The 22,554-nt window shown below is 68.2% G+C and carries 17 protein-coding genes; 7 read left to right on the forward strand and 10 right to left on the reverse strand.

All coding sequences use genetic code 11. The features are described from left to right. The first annotated feature begins 11 nt into the window (after window positions 1–11). From RU01_RS03820 to RU01_RS03830, 3 genes are read left to right on the forward strand one after another with little or no spacing between them, the layout of a single operon-like run. Entirely contained in the window at window positions 12–1,595 is a 1,584-nt protein-coding gene (locus RU01_RS03820; protein WP_042573368.1) for a serine hydrolase, read from the forward strand. Continuing rightward, window positions 1,592–2,899, forward strand: a complete 1,308-nt coding sequence (locus RU01_RS03825; protein WP_042573174.1) for a serine hydrolase domain-containing protein — start codon at window positions 1,592–1,594, stop codon at window positions 2,897–2,899. Before RU01_RS03820 ends, RU01_RS03825 begins: the two co-directional genes overlap by 4 nt. A gap of 36 nt (window positions 2,900–2,935) precedes the next feature. Then, window positions 2,936–3,589 carry a PadR family transcriptional regulator gene (locus RU01_RS03830; protein ID WP_042573369.1) on the forward strand — a complete coding sequence of 218 codons (654 nt, stop codon included), beginning with the start codon at window positions 2,936–2,938 and terminating at the stop codon, window positions 3,587–3,589. 13 nt (window positions 3,590–3,602) lie between these two features. On the opposite strand, the gene RU01_RS03835 is transcribed toward RU01_RS03830, so the two are convergent. The 3 genes from RU01_RS03835 to RU01_RS03845 all read right to left on the reverse strand — a co-directional run bounded on the left by RU01_RS03835 (window position 3,603) and on the right by RU01_RS03845 (window position 9,685). Beyond that, the gene (locus tag RU01_RS03835) at window positions 3,603–4,382 is read right to left on the reverse strand and encodes a DNA-formamidopyrimidine glycosylase family protein (RefSeq protein ID WP_042573175.1); all 780 of its coding nucleotides are present in this window, start codon (window positions 4,380–4,382) and stop codon (window positions 3,603–3,605) included. Between the two features lie 4 nt (window positions 4,383–4,386). Then, window positions 4,387–8,946: an ATP-dependent helicase gene (locus RU01_RS03840; protein WP_042573370.1), complete on the reverse strand. Its 4,560-nt coding sequence runs from the start codon at window positions 8,944–8,946 to the stop codon at window positions 4,387–4,389. Window positions 8,947–9,082: 136 nt separating this feature from the next. Beyond that, window positions 9,083–9,685 carry a hypothetical protein gene (locus tag RU01_RS03845; protein WP_082042889.1) on the reverse strand — a complete coding sequence of 201 codons (603 nt, stop codon included), beginning with the start codon at window positions 9,683–9,685 and terminating at the stop codon, window positions 9,083–9,085. A 71-nt stretch (window positions 9,686–9,756) separates the two neighbouring features. Here RU01_RS03845 and RU01_RS03850 point away from each other — a divergent pair, with 71 nt between their 5' ends. Genes RU01_RS03850 through RU01_RS03860 form a run of 3 tightly spaced genes read left to right on the forward strand, consistent with a single transcriptional unit; the run spans window position 9,757 to window position 12,156 of the window. Beyond that, on the forward strand, window positions 9,757–10,911 hold the full coding sequence (locus RU01_RS03850) for an NAD(P)H-binding protein (protein ID WP_042573176.1): 1,155 nt from the start codon (window positions 9,757–9,759) through the stop codon (window positions 10,909–10,911). A 34-nt stretch (window positions 10,912–10,945) separates the two neighbouring features. Further along, window positions 10,946–11,656, forward strand: a complete 711-nt coding sequence (locus RU01_RS03855; protein ID WP_042573177.1) for a CPBP family intramembrane glutamic endopeptidase — start codon at window positions 10,946–10,948, stop codon at window positions 11,654–11,656. A 23-nt stretch (window positions 11,657–11,679) separates the two neighbouring features. Further along, entirely contained in the window at window positions 11,680–12,156 is a 477-nt protein-coding gene (locus RU01_RS03860; protein WP_042573178.1) for an Lrp/AsnC family transcriptional regulator, read from the forward strand. Here the strand turns inward: RU01_RS03860 and RU01_RS03865 are convergent. The 3 genes from RU01_RS03865 to RU01_RS03875 are packed head-to-tail and all read right to left on the reverse strand — an operon-like array spanning window position 12,144 to window position 17,033. Next, complete coding sequence (locus tag RU01_RS03865) at window positions 12,144–14,846, reverse strand: molybdopterin-dependent oxidoreductase (protein WP_042573179.1); 2,703 nt, start codon at window positions 14,844–14,846, stop codon at window positions 12,144–12,146. The two genes, RU01_RS03860 and RU01_RS03865, sit on opposite strands and share 13 nt — an antisense overlap. Beyond that, entirely contained in the window at window positions 14,843–15,652 is an 810-nt protein-coding gene (locus RU01_RS03870) for an FAD binding domain-containing protein (RefSeq protein WP_042573180.1), read from the reverse strand. The genes RU01_RS03865 and RU01_RS03870 overlap by 4 nt, the downstream gene beginning before the upstream one ends. A gap of 4 nt (window positions 15,653–15,656) precedes the next feature. Next, window positions 15,657–17,033 (reverse strand): 8-oxoguanine deaminase, encoded by a 1,377-nt coding sequence (locus RU01_RS03875; protein ID WP_042573181.1) that lies wholly within the window; start codon window positions 17,031–17,033, stop codon window positions 15,657–15,659. Between the two features lie 141 nt (window positions 17,034–17,174). Between RU01_RS03875 and RU01_RS03880 the strand changes: the two genes are divergently transcribed. Continuing rightward, a complete protein-coding gene (locus tag RU01_RS03880; RefSeq protein ID WP_042573182.1) occupies window positions 17,175–18,728 on the forward strand; it encodes a helix-turn-helix domain-containing protein in 1,554 nt (517 codons plus the stop codon). On the opposite strand, the gene pucL is transcribed toward RU01_RS03880, so the two are convergent. Genes pucL through RU01_RS03900 form a run of 4 tightly spaced genes read right to left on the reverse strand, consistent with a single transcriptional unit; the run spans window position 18,710 to window position 22,399 of the window. Continuing rightward, window positions 18,710–19,630, reverse strand: coding sequence for a factor-independent urate hydroxylase (gene pucL / locus RU01_RS03885; RefSeq protein WP_042573183.1), 921 nt, complete (start codon window positions 19,628–19,630; stop codon window positions 18,710–18,712). The two genes, RU01_RS03880 and pucL, sit on opposite strands and share 19 nt — an antisense overlap. Before the next feature lie 4 nt (window positions 19,631–19,634). After that, on the reverse strand, window positions 19,635–19,958 hold the full coding sequence (gene uraH, locus RU01_RS03890) for a hydroxyisourate hydrolase (RefSeq protein WP_042573184.1): 324 nt from the start codon (window positions 19,956–19,958) through the stop codon (window positions 19,635–19,637). After that, window positions 19,955–20,470: a 2-oxo-4-hydroxy-4-carboxy-5-ureidoimidazoline decarboxylase gene (gene uraD, locus RU01_RS03895; protein WP_269430091.1), complete on the reverse strand. Its 516-nt coding sequence runs from the start codon at window positions 20,468–20,470 to the stop codon at window positions 19,955–19,957. The genes uraH and uraD overlap by 4 nt, the downstream gene beginning before the upstream one ends. 24 nt (window positions 20,471–20,494) lie before the next feature. After that, window positions 20,495–22,399 carry a solute carrier family 23 protein gene (locus tag RU01_RS03900; protein ID WP_042573185.1) on the reverse strand — a complete coding sequence of 635 codons (1,905 nt, stop codon included), beginning with the start codon at window positions 22,397–22,399 and terminating at the stop codon, window positions 20,495–20,497. Window positions 22,400–22,554: the final 155 nt, after the last annotated feature.

The raw sequence follows: 22,554 nt of genomic DNA on the forward strand, positions 1-22,554 counted from the left end.
GGGATGACGAGATGGCCGCGAGAATTGCTGCGACGGTAGTGACGCTGGCATTGGTGGCAGCGGGATGCAGCTCGGAGGAGGCATCGCCGGAGCCACTCGCGGACAGCCCGCCGGCCGTCCCAGCCGCCCAGATCGACCGCGCGGACGTCGACGCGGCCGTCGGCGATCTCGACGGGTACGTCGAGGCGATGATGGCGCGGACCGGGACGCCGGGAGTCGCGGCTGCCGTCGTGTACCAGGACGAGGTTCTGTACTCGCGGGGATTCGGAGTCCGGAAGGTCGGCACCGATGAGCCTGTCGACACCCACACCCGGTTCCAGCTCGCGTCGGTGTCCAAGCCGGTCGCGTCGAGCGTCATCGCTGCCTCGGTCGGAGACGGAGCGGTCGACTGGGCCGATCCTGTCCGACGCTACGAGCCCGAGTTCGCGGTGGCGGATCCGTACGTGAGCGAGCACGCGACGTTCGTCGATCTGCTCTCGCACCGATCGGGTCTGCCGGATCATGCCGGAGACGTCCTCGAGGATTTCGGGTACGACTACGACGACATCATGGGCCGACTCGACCAGCTCCCGCTGGCGTCGTTCCGGGACAGCTACGCGTACACGAACTTCGGGTTCACCGCCGCCGGCAACGCCGCAGCGAAGGCGCAGGGCACCGACTGGCCCGAGCTGTCTCGTCGTCGCATCTACGAGCCCCTCGGCATGGCCGACACCTCGTCACGATTCGAGGACTGGGCGAACTCGCCCAACCATGCGGTGAACCACGTGCTCGCCGACGGTTCGACTACCGAGTGGGAAGCGAAGTACGTTCGCGAGCCCGACAATCAGTCACCTGCCGGAGGAGCGAGTTCGTCCGTCGACGACATGACGAAGTGGATCCGCATGGAACTCGGCGGGGGAGAGTTCGAGGGACGTCGCATCGTGGACGCGGACGCACTGCAGTACACGCACACCTCGCACTCCCTGTCGGGCGCGTCCGGGACGGAGGGCGCGCGAGACTCGTTCTACGGGTTGGGGTTCAACGTGGGCACGGACGACAAGGGGCGCGTCGAGCTGTCGCATTCCGGAGCGTTCGCCCTCGGGGCGAGCACCACGGTGTTCATGTTGCCGAGTGAACAGCTGGGCATCGTCGTCCTGTCCAACTCGGCACCGGTCGGGGGCTCGGAAACTGTTGCCGCGCAATTCATGGACCAGGTGCGGAACGGTCGGCAGACCGTCGACTGGGCACCGCTGATCGCCGGGATCTTCGACGGGATCGCAGAGGAGGAGGCGTCGCCGATCGACTACGCGACACCGCCGGCCTCGGTGACCCCTGCTCGTCCCGCGACCGAGTACGTCGGAATGTTCGACAGCCCGTTCCACGGACCGGCACGGGTCTCGGCGGACGGTGATCGGCTCACGCTCACCGTCGGCAAGGACGGTCAGCTGACGTACCCCCTCACCCATTACGACGGTGATACCTACTTCTTCGAGACGTCCGGCGAGAACGCGGTCGGCCCGACAGGGATCACGTTCGAGATCGTGAACGGTGCTCCCGCCTCGTTCACGGTCGAATACCTCGACAAGCAGGGACTCGGAAGGTTCACACGCTCATGACTGTTCGCACTGTCTCTCGTACCGTCGGTATCGCGACGGCCTCTGCCCTGATCTTTATCTCGGGCTGCTCGTCCGGCAGCGGCGAGACGCCGGCACCGGCCACGTCGTCAGCGACCGCATCGGCTCTCCTGCCACTCGATCCCGCAGCTCTCGATGCCATGGTCGAGGACGTCGCCACGACGTCGCGGGAGATCGGCATGGTCGTGCTGATCACCACGCCGGACGGTGAGTACGTCAAGACCTGGGGTTCGGTGGCGGCCGATCGGTCGGAGGCCCCGACTCTCGACACCAAGGTGCGGATCGGGTCGAACACGAAGACGTGGACGGGCACGGTCATCCTGCAGATGGTCCAGGAGGGGTTGCTGTCCGTCGACGATCCGGTGAGCAAGTTCCGACCCGATGTGCCGAACGGTGATGCCATCACGATCGGGCAGTTGCTCGACATGCGCAGTGGGCTCTACAGCTACACCCAGACCGTGGAGCTCAACGAGGCACTCGACACCGACCCCGGCCGGGTGTGGAGCGCCGAGGAACTCGTCGCACTGGGGCTGAGCAACCCGCCGAACTTCCCACCGGGAGAGGGCTACAGCTACTCCAACACCAACACCGTGCTGCTCGGACTGATCGCCGAGAAGCTCGACGGCAAGCCCATCGACCGGATCTTCCAGGACAGGCTCTTCGGTCCGCTGGCATTGGCGGGGACGTCGTATCCCGCCACCACCGATACGAGCATCCCGGCGCCGTTCACCCGCGGGTACAGCTACAGCGGCAATGTCGAAACTCTCGGGGAGGGCAAGGAAGCGCTGTCCCCGGACCGGATCGCTGCGATCGACGCCGGCTCGGTCCAGCCGAGGGACACCACGAACGACAACCCGTCGTGGACGAGTTCGGCCGGCCAGGGCATCTCGACGGCGAACGATCTGGCCACGTGGGTCCGGGCGTTGGTCAGGGGCGACCTGCTCGACGCGGACACCCAGACGGTGCGGATGGACAGTGTGCAGCCGACCGATCCCGACAACCCGTCCTCTGCCGGGTACGGCTACGGGCTCGCGCAGATGGGACCGATGTTCGGACACATCGGCGAGATGCCCGGGTACAACTCCTTCATGGGGTACGACCCGGTCAACGACCTGACGATGGTGGTCTGGGCGAACATGGCGCCCGGAACGGACGGGAGTGCGCCGGCGGCGGCGCTGGCCGGGTCGCTGGCGAAAGCCCTGTATGCGCAGCAGTCCGGGCCGTCTTCCGGCGCCGAGGACACAGCCGACGACATCGACGAGGTGGCGGAGGACACCGGCAAGTAGGCTCGCTACCGGGGGAGAAATCCAGAGGTGGAACCGGTGGCTCAGGGCGACCTCACCACGACGTCGTACGTCGTGCTCGGCATGTTGGTGTCGCGGGACCTGACCGCGTACGACATCTCGGAACTGTTCGGTCGTGGTGTCGGCGAACTGTGGCCTCGGGCGGGACGGCAGCACTACAACGCGCCGAAGAAGTTGCTCGAGCGCGGGCTGGTGACAGCGAGGGCCGATGCCGTGGGCGCGCGTCCCCGCACCGTCTACTCGATCACCGACGAGGGGCGCGCAGCCCTGACGGCGTGGCTGGCGGAGAGGTCCCGCCCGTCGGCCCTCGAGTTCGAGGGCATGATGCGGGTGCTGTTCGCCGACCAGGGCTCCCTCGAGGACCTGCGCGGCAACCTACGGACGATGCGGGAGCAGGCCGACGCCACCCGCAAACTCTTCGGGCGGCACGCCGTCACGCTGCGTGACACCACCGTCGCGACGTTTCCCGAACGTCAGCACCTGATGGCACTCGCCAATCGCTTCATGATCGGACACTTCTCGCACATCGTCGAGTGGAGCGACTGGGCGCTGGCGGAGATCGAGGACTGGCCGGACACCACGACTCCGGCCACCTCGCACCGCGATCGGACCGAGACGATGCTCGACGCCTCGGCGCGACTGGGTGCACCGGAGGTGCCCGAGAAATCGTGACCCGACAGTCGGTTCACGGAGCGGGTTGGCACCTCCGGCACCAGTAGATCTGCCGCTCCTCGAGAGGGTTGTCCCCGAGAAGTCCGTCGCGAATGCGTGTCCCGCAGCGACGACACGGCTTGTTCTCCCGGCCGTAGACCCAGAAGTGCCGGCCCGCGCGGAGATCCCCGGTGAAGGTGCGCGCGTTGCGGTTCTTGTTCGCCGTGATCGTGCGGTGCGACAGATCGATCATCTTCGCCAGGTTCCCCGCCGCGGAGACCGGCGTGTGCGGGTCCACTCCGCGGAGGAACAGGATCTCGTTGCGGTAGACGTTCCCGAGTCCGGCGATGACGCGCTGGTCGAGCAGAGCGAGGCCGATGGGTCGGTCGGGATCCGCTTCCAGGTTTCCGAGAGCGACGGCCGGATCCCACAGGGGCCCCAGCAGATCCGGCCCGAGATACCCGACCGCCTCCTCGACGGTATCCAGTATCTCGACGACACCGAGTTCGAATCCGACCGCGACTCGGTCATTCGTTCCCAGCACGATGCGCGCTTGGTAGGCAGGCCGTCGCCACGGTGTGTCCGGTTGGTAGACGTGCCACGCACCTTCCATCTTCAGATGGGAGTGGATGACTTTGCCGCCGACCTCGATGACGAGATGCTTTCCCGCCGACAGAACCGATTCCACTGTCTCGCCGGTGAAGTCGACCGTGGCGTAGCGCGGCACGCGGACATCACACGTGGTGAGGACCTTGCCGTCGAGTGCGTCGCGGAGACTGTTGGCCGTGCGCCAGACGGTGTCGCCTTCGGGCATGGAATCAGGCCCTGATCCGGAGGCCACGCGGCGTCGCCGAGAAGCCCGCCTCGGTGAGGATCGTCGCGAAGACGGAGCCGTGGATGTCGCTCCCGTCGGTGCGTTCGATCACCAGCTTGTCGACGGACCTGGTGGTCACCAACGACACGAGAGCCGACGCCGCGGTGACCAGCACGTCGCGCTCCTCGGTGAAGGTGAGCACCGTCTTGCCGCCGCGCTCGACGTACAGCACGAGTTCGCCGTCGACCATGACGACGAGGGCACCGGCCTTGCGTCCCGGACGGTGGCCCGAGGCGGCGTCCACGGGACTCTTGGGCCAGGGCAGTGCGGCGCCGTACGGGTTGGCGGGATCGGTCGCAGCAAGTGCCACGGCTCCGACAGGACGTTCGGACTCGCTGCGCAGTCGGTCGACGACGTCCGAGGTGGAGAACTGGGCGCCGCCGAGAGAGTCGACGAAATAGCCGCGTCGGGCCCGGCCGCTGTCCTCGAAGCCGGTGAGCACCTTGTAGACCCCGCCGAAGCCGCCGGGGACGCCCTCGTTCATGACGGAACCGCGGGTCACGACGCCGTACCGCTCGAGCAGGATGTCCGAGGTGGCATGTGCCCGGATGGTGGGGTCGGACTCCGCTTCGGGGAGCAGTGCCCACCGGCCACCCGCGGAGGGCGGGCCCGTTCGCGTCGGAAGGGAGGGTCGCGCGAAACGCTGGTAGGACCGTGCTCGCGGCGAGCGCCGCGCCGGGCGGTGGCTCGGTGCGGACCGGGTGGTGCCGTGCAGCAGCGAGCGCAGCGGAGCGAACGTGTCGTTGGTCAGGTGCCCGGTCCACACCAGATCCCACAGCGCCGCAACCAGAGTCGGGTCGTCGGCCGGCGCGCCGGACTCGGTCTGGTGCAGCTGCCCGACGGTGTCGGACAGCTGCCGGAAGAAGTACGCGCCGCCGCCCGAGAGCACCTGCAGCACGGTCTGCTGCAAGTCCGTCAGTTCGTCGTCCTTGGCGGGCGGCAGCGTGACCGGTGCGGCGTCGGCGGGATGGAGGCAGATCCACCCGTCCTTCGAGGAGATCGCGCCGTGGCCGGACCACACGACTTCGCCGGTAGCGGTCAGCTCGTCGAGCATCGCGGGGGAGTAGTCCCGCACACGCTGGGGCAGGATCAGCGATTCCCAGGCCGAGGCGGGCGCGGGGACGCCGGCGAGCTGGTCGATGACCGTGGCCACGCCGTCGAGTCCGCGGAGGGTGCCGCCGACGTGTTGCCAGCGCGGAAGGAAGCGGCCGAGGACGCCGGTGGACACGGGTTCGACGTCCTGGCGTGCGGCGGCGAGCGAACGCCGGCGGAGCCTGCGCAGCACCTCGGCGTCACACCACTCGCTGCCGGAACCGCCGGGCCGGAATTCCCCTTCCACCACGCGCTTCTGGGCGACGAGGCGCAGCAGCACGTCGCGGGCGACCGCCGACCCGATGCCGAAGCGGCCGGCGACGTCTGCGACCGAGAACGGACCGTGCGTGCGCGCGTAGCGGCTGACGAGGTCCCCGAGCGGGTCCTCGACGGGCTCGATGAACGCCGCCGGGGTGCCGATGGGCAACGGAACACCGAGGGCGTCACGGAGTCTGCTGGCGTCCTCGATGGCGACCCACCACTGCGACCCGGCGAACGAGACCTCGAGGGCGCGGCGCGCCGCGGTGAGCTCGCCCGCCCACTGCGCTGCGGAGCCGGGCGACTCGATGCGTGCCTCGATCTCCGCCGTCGTGAGCGGGCCGAGCAGGCGCAGCAGATCGGCCACGCCCTCCGCGTCACGTGCCTTGCGGTCGTCGACGAGGCGCTGCAGTTCCAGCTCGGTGTCGGTGACGACGTCGCCGTCGAGCAGGTCGCGCAGTTCGACGCGTCCGAGCAGCTCCGCCAGCAGCGAGGCGTCGAGAGACAGTGCGGCAGCGCGACGTTCGGCCAGCGGAGAGTCGCCCTCGTACATGAACTGGCCGACGTAGCTGAAGAGCAACGACGTGGCGAACGGTGACGGCGAGTCGGTCTCGACGTCGACGATGCGGATCTGGCGGCGCGCGATGCGGACGCACAGGTCTTCCAGCGCCGGCAGGTCGTAGACGTCCTGCAGGCACTCGCGCACCGTCTCGAGCAGGATGGGGAACGTGGGGTACTTCTTGGCCACGTCGAGAAGCTGCGCGGCGCGTTGACGCTGCTGCCAGAGTGGCGCTCGCTTTCCGGGGTTGCGGCGGGGGAGAAGCAGTGCGCGCGCGGCACATTCACGGAACCGCGATGCGAAGAGCGCGGAGCCACCGACCTGCTCGGTGACGATGTCGGTGATCTCGTCCTTCTCGAAGACGAACAGGTCCGGGCCCGGCGGCTCGTCGTCGGTGTCCGGGAGCCGCACGATGATGCCGTCGTCCGATGCCGTCGGTTGAGAGTCGATGCCGTACCGCTCGATGAGGCGGGCACCGATGGCGAGGGCCCACGGTGCGTGCACCTGCTGGCCGTAGGGGGAGTGCAGCACCAGGCGCCAGTCGCCCAGTTCGTCGCGGAACCGTTCGACGACCAACGTGCGATCGGTGGGCATGTGGCCCGTCGCCGTGCGCTGCTCGGTGAGCAGCGCGGACAGGTTGTTCACCGCGTTGACGTCGAGCCCACTCTCCTGCAGTCGGCCGCGCAGGGCGTCGTCGTCCGACGACTCGCGCAGGAACGCGCCCAGTGCCTCGCCGAGTTCGGCCGGGCGGCCGAGGCCGTCACCGTGCCAGAACGGAAGCCGGCCCGGTTGACCGTAGGCAGGGCTGACAAGCACACGGTCGTGGGTGATCTCCTCGATGCGCCAGCTGGTGGCACCGAGGGCGAACACGTCTCCGACGCGAGATTCGTAGACCATCTCCTCGTCGAGTTCGCCGACACGGCTGGCCTTCTCGCCGACCATGAACACGCCGAACAGTCCGCGGTCGGGAATGGCGCCGCCGGAGGTGACCGCAAGGCGCTGGGCGCCGGGGCGACCGGTGAGCGACCCGCCGTCGCGGTCCCAGACCAAACGTGGCCGCAGCTCGGCGAACTCGTCGGACGGGTACTTTCCCGACAGCAGGTCCAGCGTGGACTCGTAGGCGGACCGGGGGAGCGACCCGAAATTGCCGGTGCGCCTGACCATGTCGAACCACTCGTCGGCGTCGATGGGTTCGAGCGCGCACGCCGCCACGGTGTGCTGGGCCAGGATGTCGAGCGGATTGGCCGGCACCTTCAGCGCCTCGATGTGCCCGTCTGTCATCCGCTGCACGGTGACAGCACAGTGGATCAGGTCGGTGCGGTGCTTCGGGAACAGCACGCCGCGGGAGATCTCGCCGACCTGGTGGCCGGCGCGACCGACGCGCTGCAGACCACTGGCGACGGACGGCGGCGCCTCGACCTGCACCACCAGATCGACTGCGCCCATGTCGATCCCGAGTTCGAGGCTGCTGGTGGCCACGACGCATTTCAGTCGGCCGGACTTCAGGTCGTCCTCGATGAGCGCGCGCTGATCCTTGCTCACGCTGCCGTGGTGTGCCCGTGCCAGCAGTGGTTCGGCACCATGGACGACGTCGCCGGACGCGCCGATCTGCGAGGGCGGTGCGTGGTCGACGGGGGCGCCGTCACCGAGGCGTTCGGCGTAGATCTCGTTGAGCCGGGCGGTGAGTCGCTCCGAGAGCCGTCGGGAATTGGCGAAGACGATGGACGACCGGTGCTCCAGGACGAGGTCGACGATCTGCGCCTCGACATGCGGCCAGATGGACCCCTGCTGTGGGGCGGCCGACGCGGACCCCTCCTGCGGCTCGGTGGTGCCGAGTTCCGTCATGTCCTCGACCGGAACGCGCACCGAGAGGTCGAACGTCTTCGGCGACGGCGGGCACACGATGCTGATGGGTGCAGTCCCGGTGAGGAAGCGTCCCACCTCCTCGTGCGGACGGACGGTCGCGGACAGACCGATGCGCTGAGCGGGTTTGTCCAATCTCGCGTCGAGACGCTCCAGCGACAGCGCCAGATGCGCGCCGCGCTTGGTGCCGGCGACGGCATGCACCTCGTCGACGATGACGGTGTCGACGCGTTCGAGTGATTCCCGCGCCGCGGACGTCAGCATCAGGAACAACGATTCCGGTGTCGTGATGAGGATGTCCGGCGGCGTCTTGAGCATCAGACGACGATCGGCGGGGCTGGTGTCGCCGGAGCGCACGCCCACCGAGATCTCCGGCGGCGCGACCCCCTGCAACTTGGCCGTCTGGGTGATGCCGACCAACGGTGCGCGGAGGTTGCGCTCGACGTCGACAGCAAGGGCTTTCAACGGGGAGACGTACAGCACCCGGGTGCCCGGTGCCGTGTCCTCGGGATCACGGCTGACCAGCTTGTCCAGCGCCCACAGGAATGCTGACAGTGTTTTACCGGAGCCGGTGGGAGCGACGACCAAGGTGTGCGCGCCGCTGGAGATGGAGTCCCACGCGCCGATCTGCGCGGCGGTGGGAGCGGGGAAGGCACCGTCGAACCACGCACGCGTCGGAGCCGTGAATCGCGCGAGCACGTCCTCGGGCGACGGAGCGGTGGGGTTCTTCACCTCTCCATAGTGCACGGACCCACCGACACGGTTGCCGTGTGTGGTCCCCACCCCCCGCGAGTACGTCGATAAGGTCGCTGAGAAGGCCGGGATCACAGCACTCTGGACGTACTCGCGAGGTGTGGCGGCGCGACGATCAGTCGTGCAAGCGTTCCTCGCCGCGATTGCGGAAGAACTTGAAACCCGGGATACCGATGACGGCCTTGCGCACGTCCTTGGTGACCTCGAGCAATTCGTGGATCTCGGGGGACACCGTGTCGAGCGTGGCGAGGATCGGCATGATGCCCTCCATCCGCTGCACCAGCTCCGGCAGCTGGTCCACGAGCTTCACGGCCGCCTGAACCTCGGCCTCGGAGAAGTTGTCCACGAAGGTGCGGCCCAGCGGAATCGCGCGCTCGGTGATCGGTTCGAGTTCGGAAATCATCGCCAGCGCCTTGGACGAGGCCGACTCCGCCCCGACGATGACGCCCTGCGCGTCCTCGGTCGTGGCCGAGACCTTGCCGATGACGGTCTGAGCCTGGTCGGTGATGCGCTCGATCGCGGCGATCACCTCGTCGACACGCACGAACAGGTCGTCGATGCGCCGAGGCAGCTGGGCGACGAACGCGACGGTGTCGAGCGACCAGAGCACGGTGCCGCGGGCGAGTCCGAGCATGTTGCCGAGTGACGGTACGGGCAGCCGGACGGTGCGCACCGACAGATCGTTGTCGGGTGCTCGGTGTCGATCCACGTCGGCCATGAGCACAGTCTGCACGGTGACGCCTCTCACGCGGCGGTATGCGAGCGCACTGCACCCGTAATGTCGAGATCATGACTGCATTCGTGACCGGGGCCAGTGGCTACATCGGTTCTCGCCTCGTCGCTGCGCTGGTGAAAGACGGCGACGACGTGGTGGTGGGCTCCCGCACGCCGACGCGTCTGACGAATTTCGACTGGTACGACGACGTCCGCGCCGTGCGACTGGACGTCACGAGTGCCGACTCCTGCGCCGAGGCGCTGTCGTCCGGAGACATCGACGTGGCGTACTACCTGGTCCACGCGATCGGCGAGTCCGGATACCGGGCGACCGACCTGGCCTCCGCGCGCCATTTCGCCGAGGCCGCCAAGGCCGCGGGTGTACGCCGAATCGTCTATCTCGGCGGCTTCGTTCCCGAGGGCGAGAAGCTGTCCGAGCACCTTGCGAGCCGCGCCGAGGTGGGCGAGGCCCTGACCATCGACGGTATCGAGGTGGTCTGGCTGCGGGCAGCCATCGTCGTCGGCGCCGGGTCGACGTCGTTCGAGATGATCCGCTACCTGGCCGATCGGCTCCCGGTACTTCCCCTGCCGAGCTGGTTGAGCAAGCCCGTGCAGCCGATCGCCGTCGACGACGTCGTGCACTACCTGGTGGCAACCGCGTCGTCGGACGTCCCCGCCGGTGCCTACGACATCGCCGGACCGGAAATCCTGCCCTACAAGGACCTCGTGTTCGCCTATGTGCACGCCGCCGACCTGCACCGACTGGGTATCCCCACGCCGGGGATCCCGACGAAGCTGGCCGCGCTGGTCATCGGCCGACTCATTCCCGTCCCCGGCTTGCTGGCCGACGACCTGGTCCAGTCGCTGGTCAACTCGATGACCGCGTCGGAGAACCGCATCTCGGAGTTCGTACCGGAGCCGGAGGGTGGGCTGACCGGGGTCGACGATGCGATGCGGCGCAGCCTTCTCGGTGCGGCGACCCCCCGCGGGCTGGGCAAGACGCCCGACTCGCTCCGCCTGGTCGACTCCGACGCGGAGTGGACCGGCGGCGACGTCCGCAGCATCCGCCGCCGCGGCGCGGAACTGCTCACCGAGGACGGGTGGAAGCTGGCCGAGGCGTTGGGAGCGGGCGCCGTTCTGTACTCGTGGCCGGTCGCACCCGTCGTCCGCACCAATCTCGACGTGGTTGCGGGCGTGACGTCCCGGGTACGTTCCTTCCTGAAGCTCTGAAGCCCGACGACGCAACGAACCGGAGGAATGGTCCATGGTGTCCTGGCAGATGAGGGCCGAGTCCATCGTGCGCAACGCCTTGGTGGACAAGGTCGATCGTGATCATCACGAAACCGATCGGGCGTTCCTGCGTCGTCGGATCATCGTCGCGGTGGTCCTGGTCATCGGTGCCACCCTTCTCGGGGTGTCGCTGTCGACCGAGCCCGGCGACCCCATGTTCTACACACTCACGATTGCGCTGGCGTTCGTGTGGATCATCGGCGGCTTCCTCTCCGGACCGCTGCACCTGGGCAGGATCAACTTCCGCGGCACGCTCCGACGTCCGATCGTCACCCCCATCGCGATCGGACTCGCGGCGGGCGGAGTGTTCATCCTGGGCGCCCTGGTGGTCCGGGAAATTCCCCCGCTGCGGGACTTCACGGCCAACGTTCTCGATCATGCTCGCGTCGGACCGCTGGCACTGATCGTCTTCATCACCCTGTTCAACGGTGTCGCCGAGGAGATCTTTTTCCGCGGAGCACTGTTCTCCGCGATCGGGGTCAAGCGTCCCGTCGTCATCTCCACGATCGTCTACACGATCGCCACGCTGGCCACCGGCAACCCGATGCTCGGCTTCGCCGCGATCACCCTGGGATTCGTGCTGGGACTCGAACGCCGTGCATCCGGTGGCATCCTCGCCCCGATCCTCACGCACGTGGCGTGGTCGACGGTCATGGTGTTCGCGATGCCGCCCCTGTTCGCCTGACCGCGCATGGCAGGCTGTCACGCATGACGGGTGTCCGGGGTAAGGCCGCGAAGGCAACGGCCGCGCCGGACGATCTCGATCCCGTCGACCGCGTGCTGGTCGACGAGTTGATCGCCGACGGCCGTGCCACCCTCGCTCAACTCGCCGAGAAGGCCGGGCTGTCGGTGTCCGCCGTGCAGAGCCGTGTCCGCCGACTGGAAACGTCCAATGTCATCCTGGGCTACACCGCGCGTGTAGATCGCGAGGCGATCGGGCAGCTGCTCTCGGCGTTCGTTGCGATCACACCGCTCGATCCGACGGCACCGGACGACGCACCCGCACGTCTGCGACATCTGCCCGAAGTGGAGGCGTGTCATTCCGTCGCCGGTGAGGACAGCTACGTCCTCCTGGTGCGGGTGGCGTCACCGCGGGACCTCGAACGCCTGCTGCAGCAGATCCGCACGACTGCCAATGTGCAGACGCGCAGCACCATCATCCTGCAGACCTTCTACGACTCTTGAGAGCGCAACGCTCGCCAGACCCGGTCCGCCGACATCGGGAGCTCGTGCATCCGCACGCCCGTCGCGTCGGCGATGGCGTTGGCCAGAGCGGGGGCGACGGGGTTGTACGGAGATTCGCTCATCGACTTCGCGCCCAGCGGTCCGAGCGCGTCGTACGTGTCGGCGAACAGGACGCGGGTCGCGGGAATGTCCGCGATCTGCGGGACGTGATAGTTCCGCAGCGATGCAGTGGTGACCCGGCCCGCGTCGTCGATACGCATCTCCTCGTACAGCGCGGCGCCGAGTGCCTGTGCGACACCACCTTCCACCTGCCCGCGGCATTGGACAGGGTTCATGACCGTGCCCGCGTCCACTGCCTGCACCGACGTCAGGATCTCCACTCGACCCGACTCGGGGTCCACCGCGACGCGGAAGCCGTGCACGTTGAACACCACCGAGCGGGGCGACCCCCCGTGATACCCCTCGGCGATCAACGGCCCGTCGTGAGCGGAGACGATGTCGTCCAGTGAGACGAGGGTTTCCGACACGGTGACGCCCTCCGGGCCGAGCACACACTCTCCGGGCAGAGCACCCGATCGGGCTGCCGCCGCGTCGATCACCATCGTGCGCAACGCTTCTGCCGCCAGTGCGACAGCCTTGCCCGCTACGACGGTGCCGGCCGATCCGAACGCGCCGGTGTCGTGCGAGGTGACGTCGGTGTCGGACTGCGCGATCTCGATGCGATCGACGGTCGTGTTCAGGATCGACGCCGCGATCTGGCCGTGCACCGTCGTGGTCCCGTTGCCGAACTCCGCGGTGCCGACCCGCACGAGGTAGCGCGCACCCGGCAGAGCCGTCACGGATGCGTCGGACACATGTCCCCTCGGCGGAACAGTGGCGTTCATCCCGATCGCGAAGCCGACCCCCACGGACCACCCGGGGGGTGGTTCGGGGCCGGGGTCGTCCGCGAAGGCCCGATCGACCAGATCGAGGCACTGGTCGAGTCCGTAGCTGCCGAACAGCAGGTCGCCGTCGAGGGGGTGTGCAGCGACGAACGGATCGCCGGGGACCACGACGTTACGACGCCGGAATTCCAGGGGGTCGATATGCAGCTTCCGGGCGAGGGCGTCGAGCGCGGATTCGACGGCGAATCCGGTCTGCCCCACCCCGTAGCCACGGAACGCACCGGAGGGAATGTTGTTGGTGTACACCGCCTTCGCGTCGACGCGCTTGGCGTCGCATCGGTACAGCGCGACCGAGTCGGTCGAGTGATGCATGACGCCGGGACTGTGGTTGCCGTAGGCGCCCGCATCGCTGAGAACGTCGAGCGTCAGGGCGGTCAGCATGCCGTCCGCAGTGGCAGCGGCCGTCACCGACACCTCCATGGGATGCCGACACGGCGCGACGGTGAACTGATCGGCCCTACTGAATTCGAGTTGTACCGGCCGCCGCACGGTGAGTGCGGCCAGTACGACCAGATCCTCGGTCAGCATTTCCTGTTTGGCGCCGAAACCTCCGCCGACGCGGGTGGCGAACACCCGGACCGACGCGGGGTCGAGGCCGAAGACGTGGCACAACTCGTCCCGGACGAGGAACGGGACCTGCGAGCTGGTGCGCACGGTCAGCCGTCCGTCGTCGGCGAACCACGCCATCGACGCGTGTGTCTCGAGGTGCGTGTGCTGGACGCGCGCGGTGTGCCAGGTTCCGGTGACCACGGCGTCGGCGGCACGTATCGCGGCGTCGACGTTGCCGGTGGTGCCGTGTACCTCGGCCACGATGTTGCGGTCGGGGTCGGCGATCCGGGCGTCGGGCGACGCACCCGCGTGCACCGTCGGGGCACCGGGCGCGAGGGCGTCCCTCGGATGGAAGACGGCGGGTAGGACGTCGTAGACGACGCGGAGTCGGCGTCGTCCTTCCTCGGCCGCGTCGACGGACTCCGCGATCACCGCCGCCACACGCTGGCCGACGTAGCGCACGACCGAGTCGAGAACCCTGGTGTCGTCGGGATCGTCCTCACGAGACTCGTGGCGGGCGGTGGAGAACGCGACGTCGGGAGCATCCTCGTGCGTGAGGACGGCCACCACACCGTCGACGGCGAGCGCCTCCGACGTGTCGATGGAGACGATGCGCGCACTGGCGTGGGGGCTCCCGAGAACGGACAGGTGCAGGATTCCCGGCATCGCCACGTCGAGCGTGTAGGGCTCGGTTCCGGTGACGATGCGGGCACTCGCCGGGGCGGCGACGGACCGCCCGCACGCCGGGCCCTCGGTCGACTTGTCGATGGTGCGCACCCCCGTCACCGCGTCGGCAATCGCGCGATACCCGGTGCAGCGACACAGGTTGCCCTTCAGGGACGTGTCGAGGTCGCGGGTCTGTGACTCGTCGAGAGCGGACGCGGTGACGACCATGCCGGCCGTGCAGAAGCCGCACTGGAAGCCGGCCGCGTCGACGAAGCGCTGCTGCACCGGATGCATGTCGTCCGGTGTGCCCAGCCCGGCCACCGTGGTGACCTCGTGGCCCTCGGCGCGGTAGGCGGGGACGATGCACGAATGGACTGCACGCCCGTCGAGCAGTACCGAGCAGGCCCCGCAGTCACCCGCGTCGCACCCCTTCTTGACGTCGAACCGCTCGATGTCGCGCAGAGCGGTCCGGAGGCACTGACCCGGCCGCGGAGACATCTCGACGGCCTCGCCGTTGACGGTCACCTTCATGACAACTCCTCACAGATCTGCTGTGCGAGAACACCACTGACGTGTCGACGCCAGTCGGGCGCGCCATGGACGTCGTCGTACCAGGCATCGGCGGGCACGGCGTCCCGGACCCAGGTCGCGGCATCGAGGGGGAGCGTCGAGGCCCGTAGCTGGATCGGACGGTCGGTGGCCGCGGTGATGGTCAGGACGACGGATCCGTCCGCGTCGAGGCGTCCGATCACGACGGCGCCGGACCGCCCGCGCGGGGCGAGAGAAATTCTGCGGCAGGCGATCCGGGATCGCAGAACACTGTCGGCGATGTCGACTCTGCGGATGACCTCGCCTGTCGCCAATGAGGTGCGTTGTGCACCGACGACCAACTCCGCCACTGGAATTCTGCGCTCCTCGCCGTCCGGAGTCCAGACGAACGCGACACCGTCCAGACCGGCGACGAGCGAGGTCATCGCGCCGGCCGGAAGACCCAACGCGATGTTCCCGCCGACCGTGGCGAACTGCTGAACCTTCCAGGATGCGAGGAGTGCATCGGCGCAGAGCCCGACCGCGGACCCCAGATGCGACCACCGGTCCGGCCACGTCGCGCGACGGAGCTCGTCGACCGTGCAGGTCGCGCCGATCTCCAGGTGACCGTTGTGGACGACGATCGACGGCCAGCCGAGGTCGGACAGATCGACCAGACGTCGGACACCCACCTGAGGTTCGGAGAACACCCAGGTCCCACCCGCGACGATCGACGTCCGATCGTCGATCGTCGTCAGGTCGTTGCGGGACCTGGCTCGAACGACGTCCCGGACCGTGTTCAGATCCATGGCTTCACCGCCCTGCCTTGGCCACCAGCGCCGTATGCGCGGCGGCGACCTGGCCGGCCACCGTGTCTTCGTCCACCGTGACGACGACGCCCTTCTCGACGACCGTGCGGCCGTGGACGAACAGTCGCTCGAGAGGTGGGCGGTCGCCGAGCACCAGCGCAGCCACCGGATCCGTGATGCCCGCATGAGCGATCCCGTCGATCCGCCACAGGGCGAGGTCGGCCACCTTGCCCACCTCGAGCGACCCGATCTCGTTCTCACGGCCGAGGACTCGCGCACCGCCGATGGTGGCGAGCTCGAGACTCTCCCTCACCGTCATCGCCCGTGGGCCACCCCGCGCCCGCGCGAACAGTGCAGCGTGGTGCGCCTCTTCGAGAATGCTGCACGACTCGTTGCTGGCGGCACCGTCGACGCCGAGCCCCAGGGGAACCCGAGCGTCGATCAGATCGCGTGCTCGGGCGATGCCGGCGCCCAGCCGTGCGTTGGACGTGGGGCAGTGGGCCGCCCCGGTTCCGGTGGCCGCCATGGTCGCGATCGCGGCGTCATCGAGGTGCACGGCGTGCGCGTACCAGACGTCGGGCCCGACCCACCCCACGGATTCCATGTACTGCACGGGCGTCATACCGAAGTTGCTGCGGCAGAACTCCTCCTCGTCCAGCGTCTCGGCGAGGTGTGTGTGCAACCGGACGCCGAGCTCGCGCGCCAGCGTCGCCGACTCGCGAAGGAGATCGGCCGTGACGGAGAACGGTGAGCACGGCGCGAGGGCGATCTGCAGCATCGATCCGAAGGACGGGTCGTGCCAGCGCTCGACCGCGGCGGTGCTCGCGGCCAGGATCGCATCGAGCGACTCCACGACGTTGTCCGGTGGCAGGCCACCCTGACTGTGTCCCAGATCCATCGATCCGCGCGTCGGGTGGAACCGCAGACCGACCGTCCGCGCGGCGTCGATCTCGGCGCCCAACACGTCGCCGCCGTCGTGGGGGAAGACGTAGAGGTGGTCGGTGGTGGTGGTGCATCCGGTGGCGGCCAGTCGGGCCAGTCCACCCGTCGCGGCGACCCGGACCGAGTCGGCGTCGATGCCGGCCCACACCGGATACAGCGTCGTCAACCACTCGAAGAGCGTCGAGTCGGCCGCCAGACCGCGAGTGATCCATTGATAGAGATGGTGGTGCGTGTTCACCAGACCGGGAGTCAGGACGCAGCCGCGGCCGTCCACCACGACGGCGTCGTCACGCGAAATACCGTCGAGCGCAGGTGGGTCACCGGGGCCCAGAGCGGCGATCAGTCCGTCCTCGACCAGGAGCCATCCCGTCGGCCACTCGGACCGAGCAGGGTCCACGGTGATCACGTGGGCGCCCGTGATGAGAATGCGCTCCGGCACGTCGGTACTCCTGTCCTCGCTGTGACACCGAGTCAACACCGTGTCGGCCGCCTGCGCAGGACGCGCGCCGACGAAACGTGGCCGAAACGATCGCCGCTTATTGTCGGATCCTCCAACGGCGATGTGGACAGGTGAACGGGTGTGTTGATCCAGGACGTGCTCGACGTACGAGAGCTCGCGCTGCGGCGCGTCGTCGGTACCGACGATCAATTCGCTCGGGCCGTGCGGTGGGCCTTCGCGACCGACCTCACGGACCCGTCCCGCTACATCGTGGGTGGCGAGCTGGTCGTCACCGGCATGGTGTGGCGCCGAGCGCCGGAGGACAGTGATGCTTTCGTGGCGTCCGTCGTCGCGGCCGGCGCGGTGGCGCTCGCGGCGGGTGACGAGGTGTTCGGCTGCGTCCCCGACGATGTGGTCCGAGCCTGCGAGAAGTATTCGCTCCCGCTGCTGGCGGTGCCGTCGTCGGTCGCGTTCGCCGACGTCATCGAGGCCGTCACCAGCCGCGTGACCGGCGATCGGGTGGCGCGCCTGTCCGCCAGTCTGGCCCGCCAGCACCGATTGCTCACCGCGGTCGCCGACGGCCGCGCGCTCGCCGACCTCACACAGGAGACAGCGCGGGACACCGGGGTGACGTGCAGGATCATCACGGCGGTGGGACGGTCCGTGGTGTCCGCCGAGCCGTTGACCACGGAGGCGGTGGACGCTCTCGTTCGCACTGCGGCGCAGGGTGTTCCGTGCAGCGTGGTAGCGAGGGACACGGTGCGGTCGGTGCTGCCCGTCGGGTCGAGTTTCGGTCACCGCGCGACAGCCTGGTACCTCGTCGTCGACGGTGACCACGAGCGGATGGACCCGCAGGTTCTCGACACGCTCGCTCAGCTGGCCAGTATCGCGGCCCTCGATCGGGTGCGGCACGACGACGGCGCCCGGGTTCTGCGCACCATGGCCGACCAGGCGGCGGACCTTCTCGTCGCCGGGGCGGGGGAACACGCGCTGGACCGTGTCCGACAGATCGGGGTCGACCTGACAGGCGATGTCGTGGCCTTGGCCGCGACGTCGGATCTGCCGATCGAGGTACTGGCCGCGGTGCTCACCGATGCGGTGCGGACGTCGGTCGGCGGCGCGGTGAGCGTGGGTGTCACCGACGGGGACGTCGTGATCGGCGTCGTCGGATTGCCGCCGGGGGGCACGACCACCCGCGTGGCCGACGATCTGACCCGAGCGTTGGGACGACTGGGAGACGTTGTGACCGGGAGCATCGCCGTGGGCGTGGGTACGGCGTCCGAGGCCGCTGCCCTCGTCGGGTGCGTGCAGTCGGCGCAACACGCACGCGAGGTCGCCGCGGCGTCGGCCGACCGCATCGCGGTGCGGACCAGCGCGGACACCGGATCGGCCGCCGTTCTGCTCTCGGTGGTCCCGGACGGACTGCGCGCCGCCTACGCCCGGCGGGTGCTCGGCGCGGTGATCGAGCACGACACCCGCACGGACGCAGGACTTCTGGACACGCTGCGGGCATACCTCGACCACGACGGTTCCTGGAGTCGCACGGCCGACGCCCTCCACGTGCACGTCAACACGGTGCGATACCGCATCGGACGGGTGGAGGCGCTGACGGACCGAGACCTGGGGACGACGGAGGACCGCACCGACGTCTTCGTCGCGTTGGCCGTGCTGGGGCCTCAGCCGACGACGCTGTAACCCCGCCAGGCGGATCCTGCGTCGGGGGCGTCGTCTCGTTCGACGGTCGCCTGGATGAGTCCGTAAGGGCGGTCGTCGGCGTGGAACACCTCGCCGTTGTTCTCGACGCCGAACCGGTCGAGGTCGTAGAGGAAGTGGTGCTTGTTCGGTGCACTCATCCGGAGCTCCGCGATGAACGGGAATGCCTCCAGCGCAGCGCGTCCCATCGCGAAGAGTGTCTGCTGCAACGCGAGCGACTGCAGTGTCGCGAACTGCTCGATCATCACCGCCTTGACGCCGGCGTACACCTCGTCCCACGCCACGTCGGTGGTGGTGTAGCGCCACCGGGCCTCGAGCGAGGTGGCCATGACGCGGTCGTGGGTCGGCGCGAGCACGGTGTAGGAGTCCTCGAGGAACCCTGCGAACTCGGATCCCGTCGACTTCAGAATGACGAGGTCCTTGAAACCCGCAGTGACCCAGGTCTTCTGCTCCGCTCCGCTGCCCGCCACGGTGACCGAGGCGACCCGCGTCTCCTGACCCTTGCGTACCCACGTGTGATCGTGCGGACGGCCGTCGACGGTGACGCGCTCCCACGCGTACTCCTCCAACTCGATCCGCGCCTCCGTCACCGGCTCGACATCGTCGACGAAATGCCGTGCCAGATCGAGGCCGTACGACTCGAGATGTAGCAGGCCCTTCTCCTTCGCGTACGAATAGGCGGTCTGCTTCTGCGTGTCCGTCGGCAGGACGGCGCCCTGATCACCGACCAGATGGGCGGCGGAGAAATCACCCCGCAGTGCCGACGACACGGAGATGTCACGGATCTCGTGGCGGGCGGTGTCGCGATAGATGCGCACCACCCGGTTCTCGGCCTTGCCGTACTGGTTTGCTCCCAGGACGATGTTTCCGGTCAGGTCGGTCATGGCGTCAGCTTCCTCGATAGGTGGAGTACGCGAACGGAGACAACAACAGCGGAACATGGTGGTGCGCATCGACGTCGCGGACGGTGAAGGTGATGGACACCTCGGGGTAGAAGGTCTGCGTCCCGGACTGTTCGAAGTACGCGGCGGTGTCGAACACCAGCGTGTAGACACCGGCAAGGGCGTCGTCGGGCAGCAGTTCCTTGGCGCGCCCCTCCTCGTCGGTGATCCCCGTGGTGACCACGTCGCCGTGCTCGTCGACCACCGCCAGACCTACCCCCGTCGCCGGGGTTCCGTGCACCGCGTCGAGGACGTGGGTGCTGACACTCACAGTTCGGTCCGCTCGGTCAGCATGCGGGTCAACCTGATTCGATTGATCTTCGCCAGTTCTGTTCTCATCACGCGCCTCTCCGTCTCCGGATCGTTGTCGAGCCTCTCGGTGAGGATAGCGAGAAGCTCCGTCGCCGGTCGGCCGGTCGCACACACCAGGTACACGTGGCCGAACTTCTCCTCGTAGGTCCGGTTACCAACCGCGAGCGCGTCCTTGACACTCTGGTCCGCCTCGCTCACCGCGGCCTGCTCGCGCTGCGACGACGAGCCGGCGGTCACCGACGCACCGATGCGCGGATGACCGTCGAGAGCCCGGTCGATCTCGGTCTCGGACAACTCCACCAACTCGCTGTCGGCGCGGTCGAGAAGGGCTTCGGCGCTGTCGAAGGGGCGACCCGCCGCGACTCGGCGCGCCCAGATGGGCGACGAACAGCATTCGAACAGTGCGTGCATCGCGGCGCGATCGGTCGACCGGTTGAACGCGTCGAGCCCGAGTGCTTCGTGCAGGAACACGGGCGTTCCCTTCTGTGGTGGGGATCAGGACAGGTCGTTCAGTCTGCCGAAGCGCGCCGCGGCGATCGGGTTCGCATCGGCGACCAGGTCGTCGAACCGGTGATTCGCGATCTTCGCGACCTCGATCATCGCGAACGACCGCTCCGCGCCGGGCGAGTTCTCCATCCGTGACCACCCGTTGGCGAGCACCCTGTCGTAGTGCTCGGTCTCGGCGGCACAGATGACGAGGGGGAAGCTGAAGTGATCGCGGTAGGCGGTAGCAAGGTCGACAACCGAGCGATGCTCCTCGTCGCCGAGGTGCGCGAGCGAGACGTGGTCCTTGGCGAACGCCTCACCCGTGTCGTCCTCGCTACCCAGATCGGGGAAGGCGCTGATCAGCTCGACCTGCTCTTCCGTGGTTCCCGCGAGCAGGGAATCCTGGAACGCCTCCCGTAGTGCATGGGCATCCGCGAAGGGCCGCTGCTCGTATGCGCGACGCACCACCCAGTCGGATCCCTGCACGACGTCGCCGAAGGTCTCCGAGAACGCGTCGAGGCTCATCTCGTTGACGGCATCGAGAGTGATCGAGTCGCCGGGGGAGCCGGCCACCGTCGCACCGCGCGAGCCGCCCACGTGGAAGAACAGGATGTTGAGCACGATCGCGGTGAATGCACCGAGCACGATGCCGCTCGAGAACAGCAGCTCGAGCCAGCTCGGGACTCCCTCCGAGACGGTCGGCTGAATGGTGACCAGCAGGGCGAGGCCGAGACTGGTCGCGACGATGATGAGGTTGCGGTGATCGGTGAAGTCCACCTTCGACAGCGTCTGGATGCCCACAACCGCCACGGTGGCGAAGAGCGCCAACGCGGCGCCGCCCAGGACGGGTGACGGAATGGACGCGACCACCGCCGCCGTCTTCGGCAGCAGGCCCAGGACGATCATGATGGCACCGGCGGCGGCGACCACCCACCGGCTGCGCACGCGCGTCAGGCGCACCAGACCCACGTTCTCCGAGAAGGCCGTGTACGGGAACGAGTTGAAGGAACCGCCGATCACCGTGGCCACGCCGTCGGCACGCAGGGTGGCGGCGATGTCGTCCTTCGTGATCCGCTTGCCGACGATCTCACCCGTGGCGAAGACGCTGCCCGTCGACTCGACCGCCGTGATCATCAGGACCACGATCATCGAGATGATGGCGATGACGCTGAATTTGGGCGCACCGAACAGGAACGGCTGGGTGAACCCGACCCACGAGGCCTCGGAGACGCCGTCGAACGTCATGTCGCCCAACACGTACGCGGTGGCGCTGCCGATGACGAGCCCGAGCAGTACGGCGATGGTGGCGGTGAAGCCGCGGAAGAACCGCTGGATCAGCACGATGATCACCAGGGTGCCGATCGCGTAGGCCATCCAGCGACCGTTCGTCGGATCCTGTTCGTGCGTCGCAGGATTGGTGACGGCATCGTTCACGGCCACCGGCAGCAGCGCGATACCGATGATGGCGATGACCGTGCCGGTCACCACCGGCGGGAAGAACCTCAGCAGCCTGCTGAACCACGGGGCGATGAGGAACGTGAACAGCCCCGCCACGATGACGGCGCCGTACACGTACAGCAGGCCCTCGGTTCCGCCGCCGTTCGCCATCGCGATCGCGATGACGGGGCTGACGCCGGCGAACGTGACGCCCTGCAGAAGCGGCAGTTTCACACCGATCTTCCGGAAGCCGACCGCCTGGATGATCGAGGCGATGCCACACGTGAAGAGGTCGGCGTTGATCAGGTGGATCAACTGCTCGTTGGTGAGGCCGATGGCCCCACCGATGATGATCGGGACCAGCACCGCCCCGGCGTAGAACGCGACGACGTGTTGGAACCCGTAGGCCGCCAGCTTGTGGGCGGGGAGAACCTCGTCGACGGGGTGGCGCCGTGTGACGGCGGAGCGAACAGTCATGAGTGGGACCTGGTTCCAGGCGAGGGCCGTAGGGGCCTGTGGCGGTGCCCTGCGACGGTGCAGGGCGGCGAGTGACCGGAGTGCGGTGCGATCAGAATCCGCCATGCCGGGCCACCCCGCCAGTCGAGACCGCACAAAGTCGGGTCACCGGTTCG

Source organism: Rhodococcus sp. MEB064, assembly GCF_000834565.1.
In the GTDB taxonomy this organism is placed as follows: Bacteria; Actinomycetota; Actinomycetes; order Mycobacteriales; family Mycobacteriaceae; genus Rhodococcoides.

Coding starts and splice junctions, on each gene's coding strand:
- RU01_RS03820 (WP_042573368.1), top strand. CDS start 12: ATGGCCGCGAGAATTGCTGCGACGGTAGTGACGCTGGCATTGGTGGCA.
- RU01_RS03825 (WP_042573174.1), top strand. CDS start 1,592: ATGACTGTTCGCACTGTCTCTCGTACCGTCGGTATCGCGACGGCCTCT.
- RU01_RS03835 (WP_042573175.1), bottom strand. CDS start 4,382: ATGCCCGAAGGCGACACCGTCTGGCGCACGGCCAACAGTCTCCGCGAC.
- RU01_RS03845 (WP_082042889.1), bottom strand. CDS start 9,685: ATGGCCGACGTGGATCGACACCGAGCACCCGACAACGATCTGTCGGTG.
- RU01_RS03850 (WP_042573176.1), top strand. CDS start 9,757: ATGACTGCATTCGTGACCGGGGCCAGTGGCTACATCGGTTCTCGCCTC.
- RU01_RS03855 (WP_042573177.1), top strand. CDS start 10,946: ATGGTGTCCTGGCAGATGAGGGCCGAGTCCATCGTGCGCAACGCCTTG.
- RU01_RS03860 (WP_042573178.1), top strand. CDS start 11,680: ATGACGGGTGTCCGGGGTAAGGCCGCGAAGGCAACGGCCGCGCCGGAC.
- RU01_RS03865 (WP_042573179.1), bottom strand. CDS start 14,846: ATGAAGGTGACCGTCAACGGCGAGGCCGTCGAGATGTCTCCGCGGCCG.
- RU01_RS03870 (WP_042573180.1), bottom strand. CDS start 15,652: ATGGATCTGAACACGGTCCGGGACGTCGTTCGAGCCAGGTCCCGCAAC.
- pucL (WP_042573183.1), bottom strand. CDS start 19,630: ATGACCGACCTGACCGGAAACATCGTCCTGGGAGCAAACCAGTACGGC.
- RU01_RS03900 (WP_042573185.1), bottom strand. CDS start 22,399: ATGACTGTTCGCTCCGCCGTCACACGGCGCCACCCCGTCGACGAGGTT.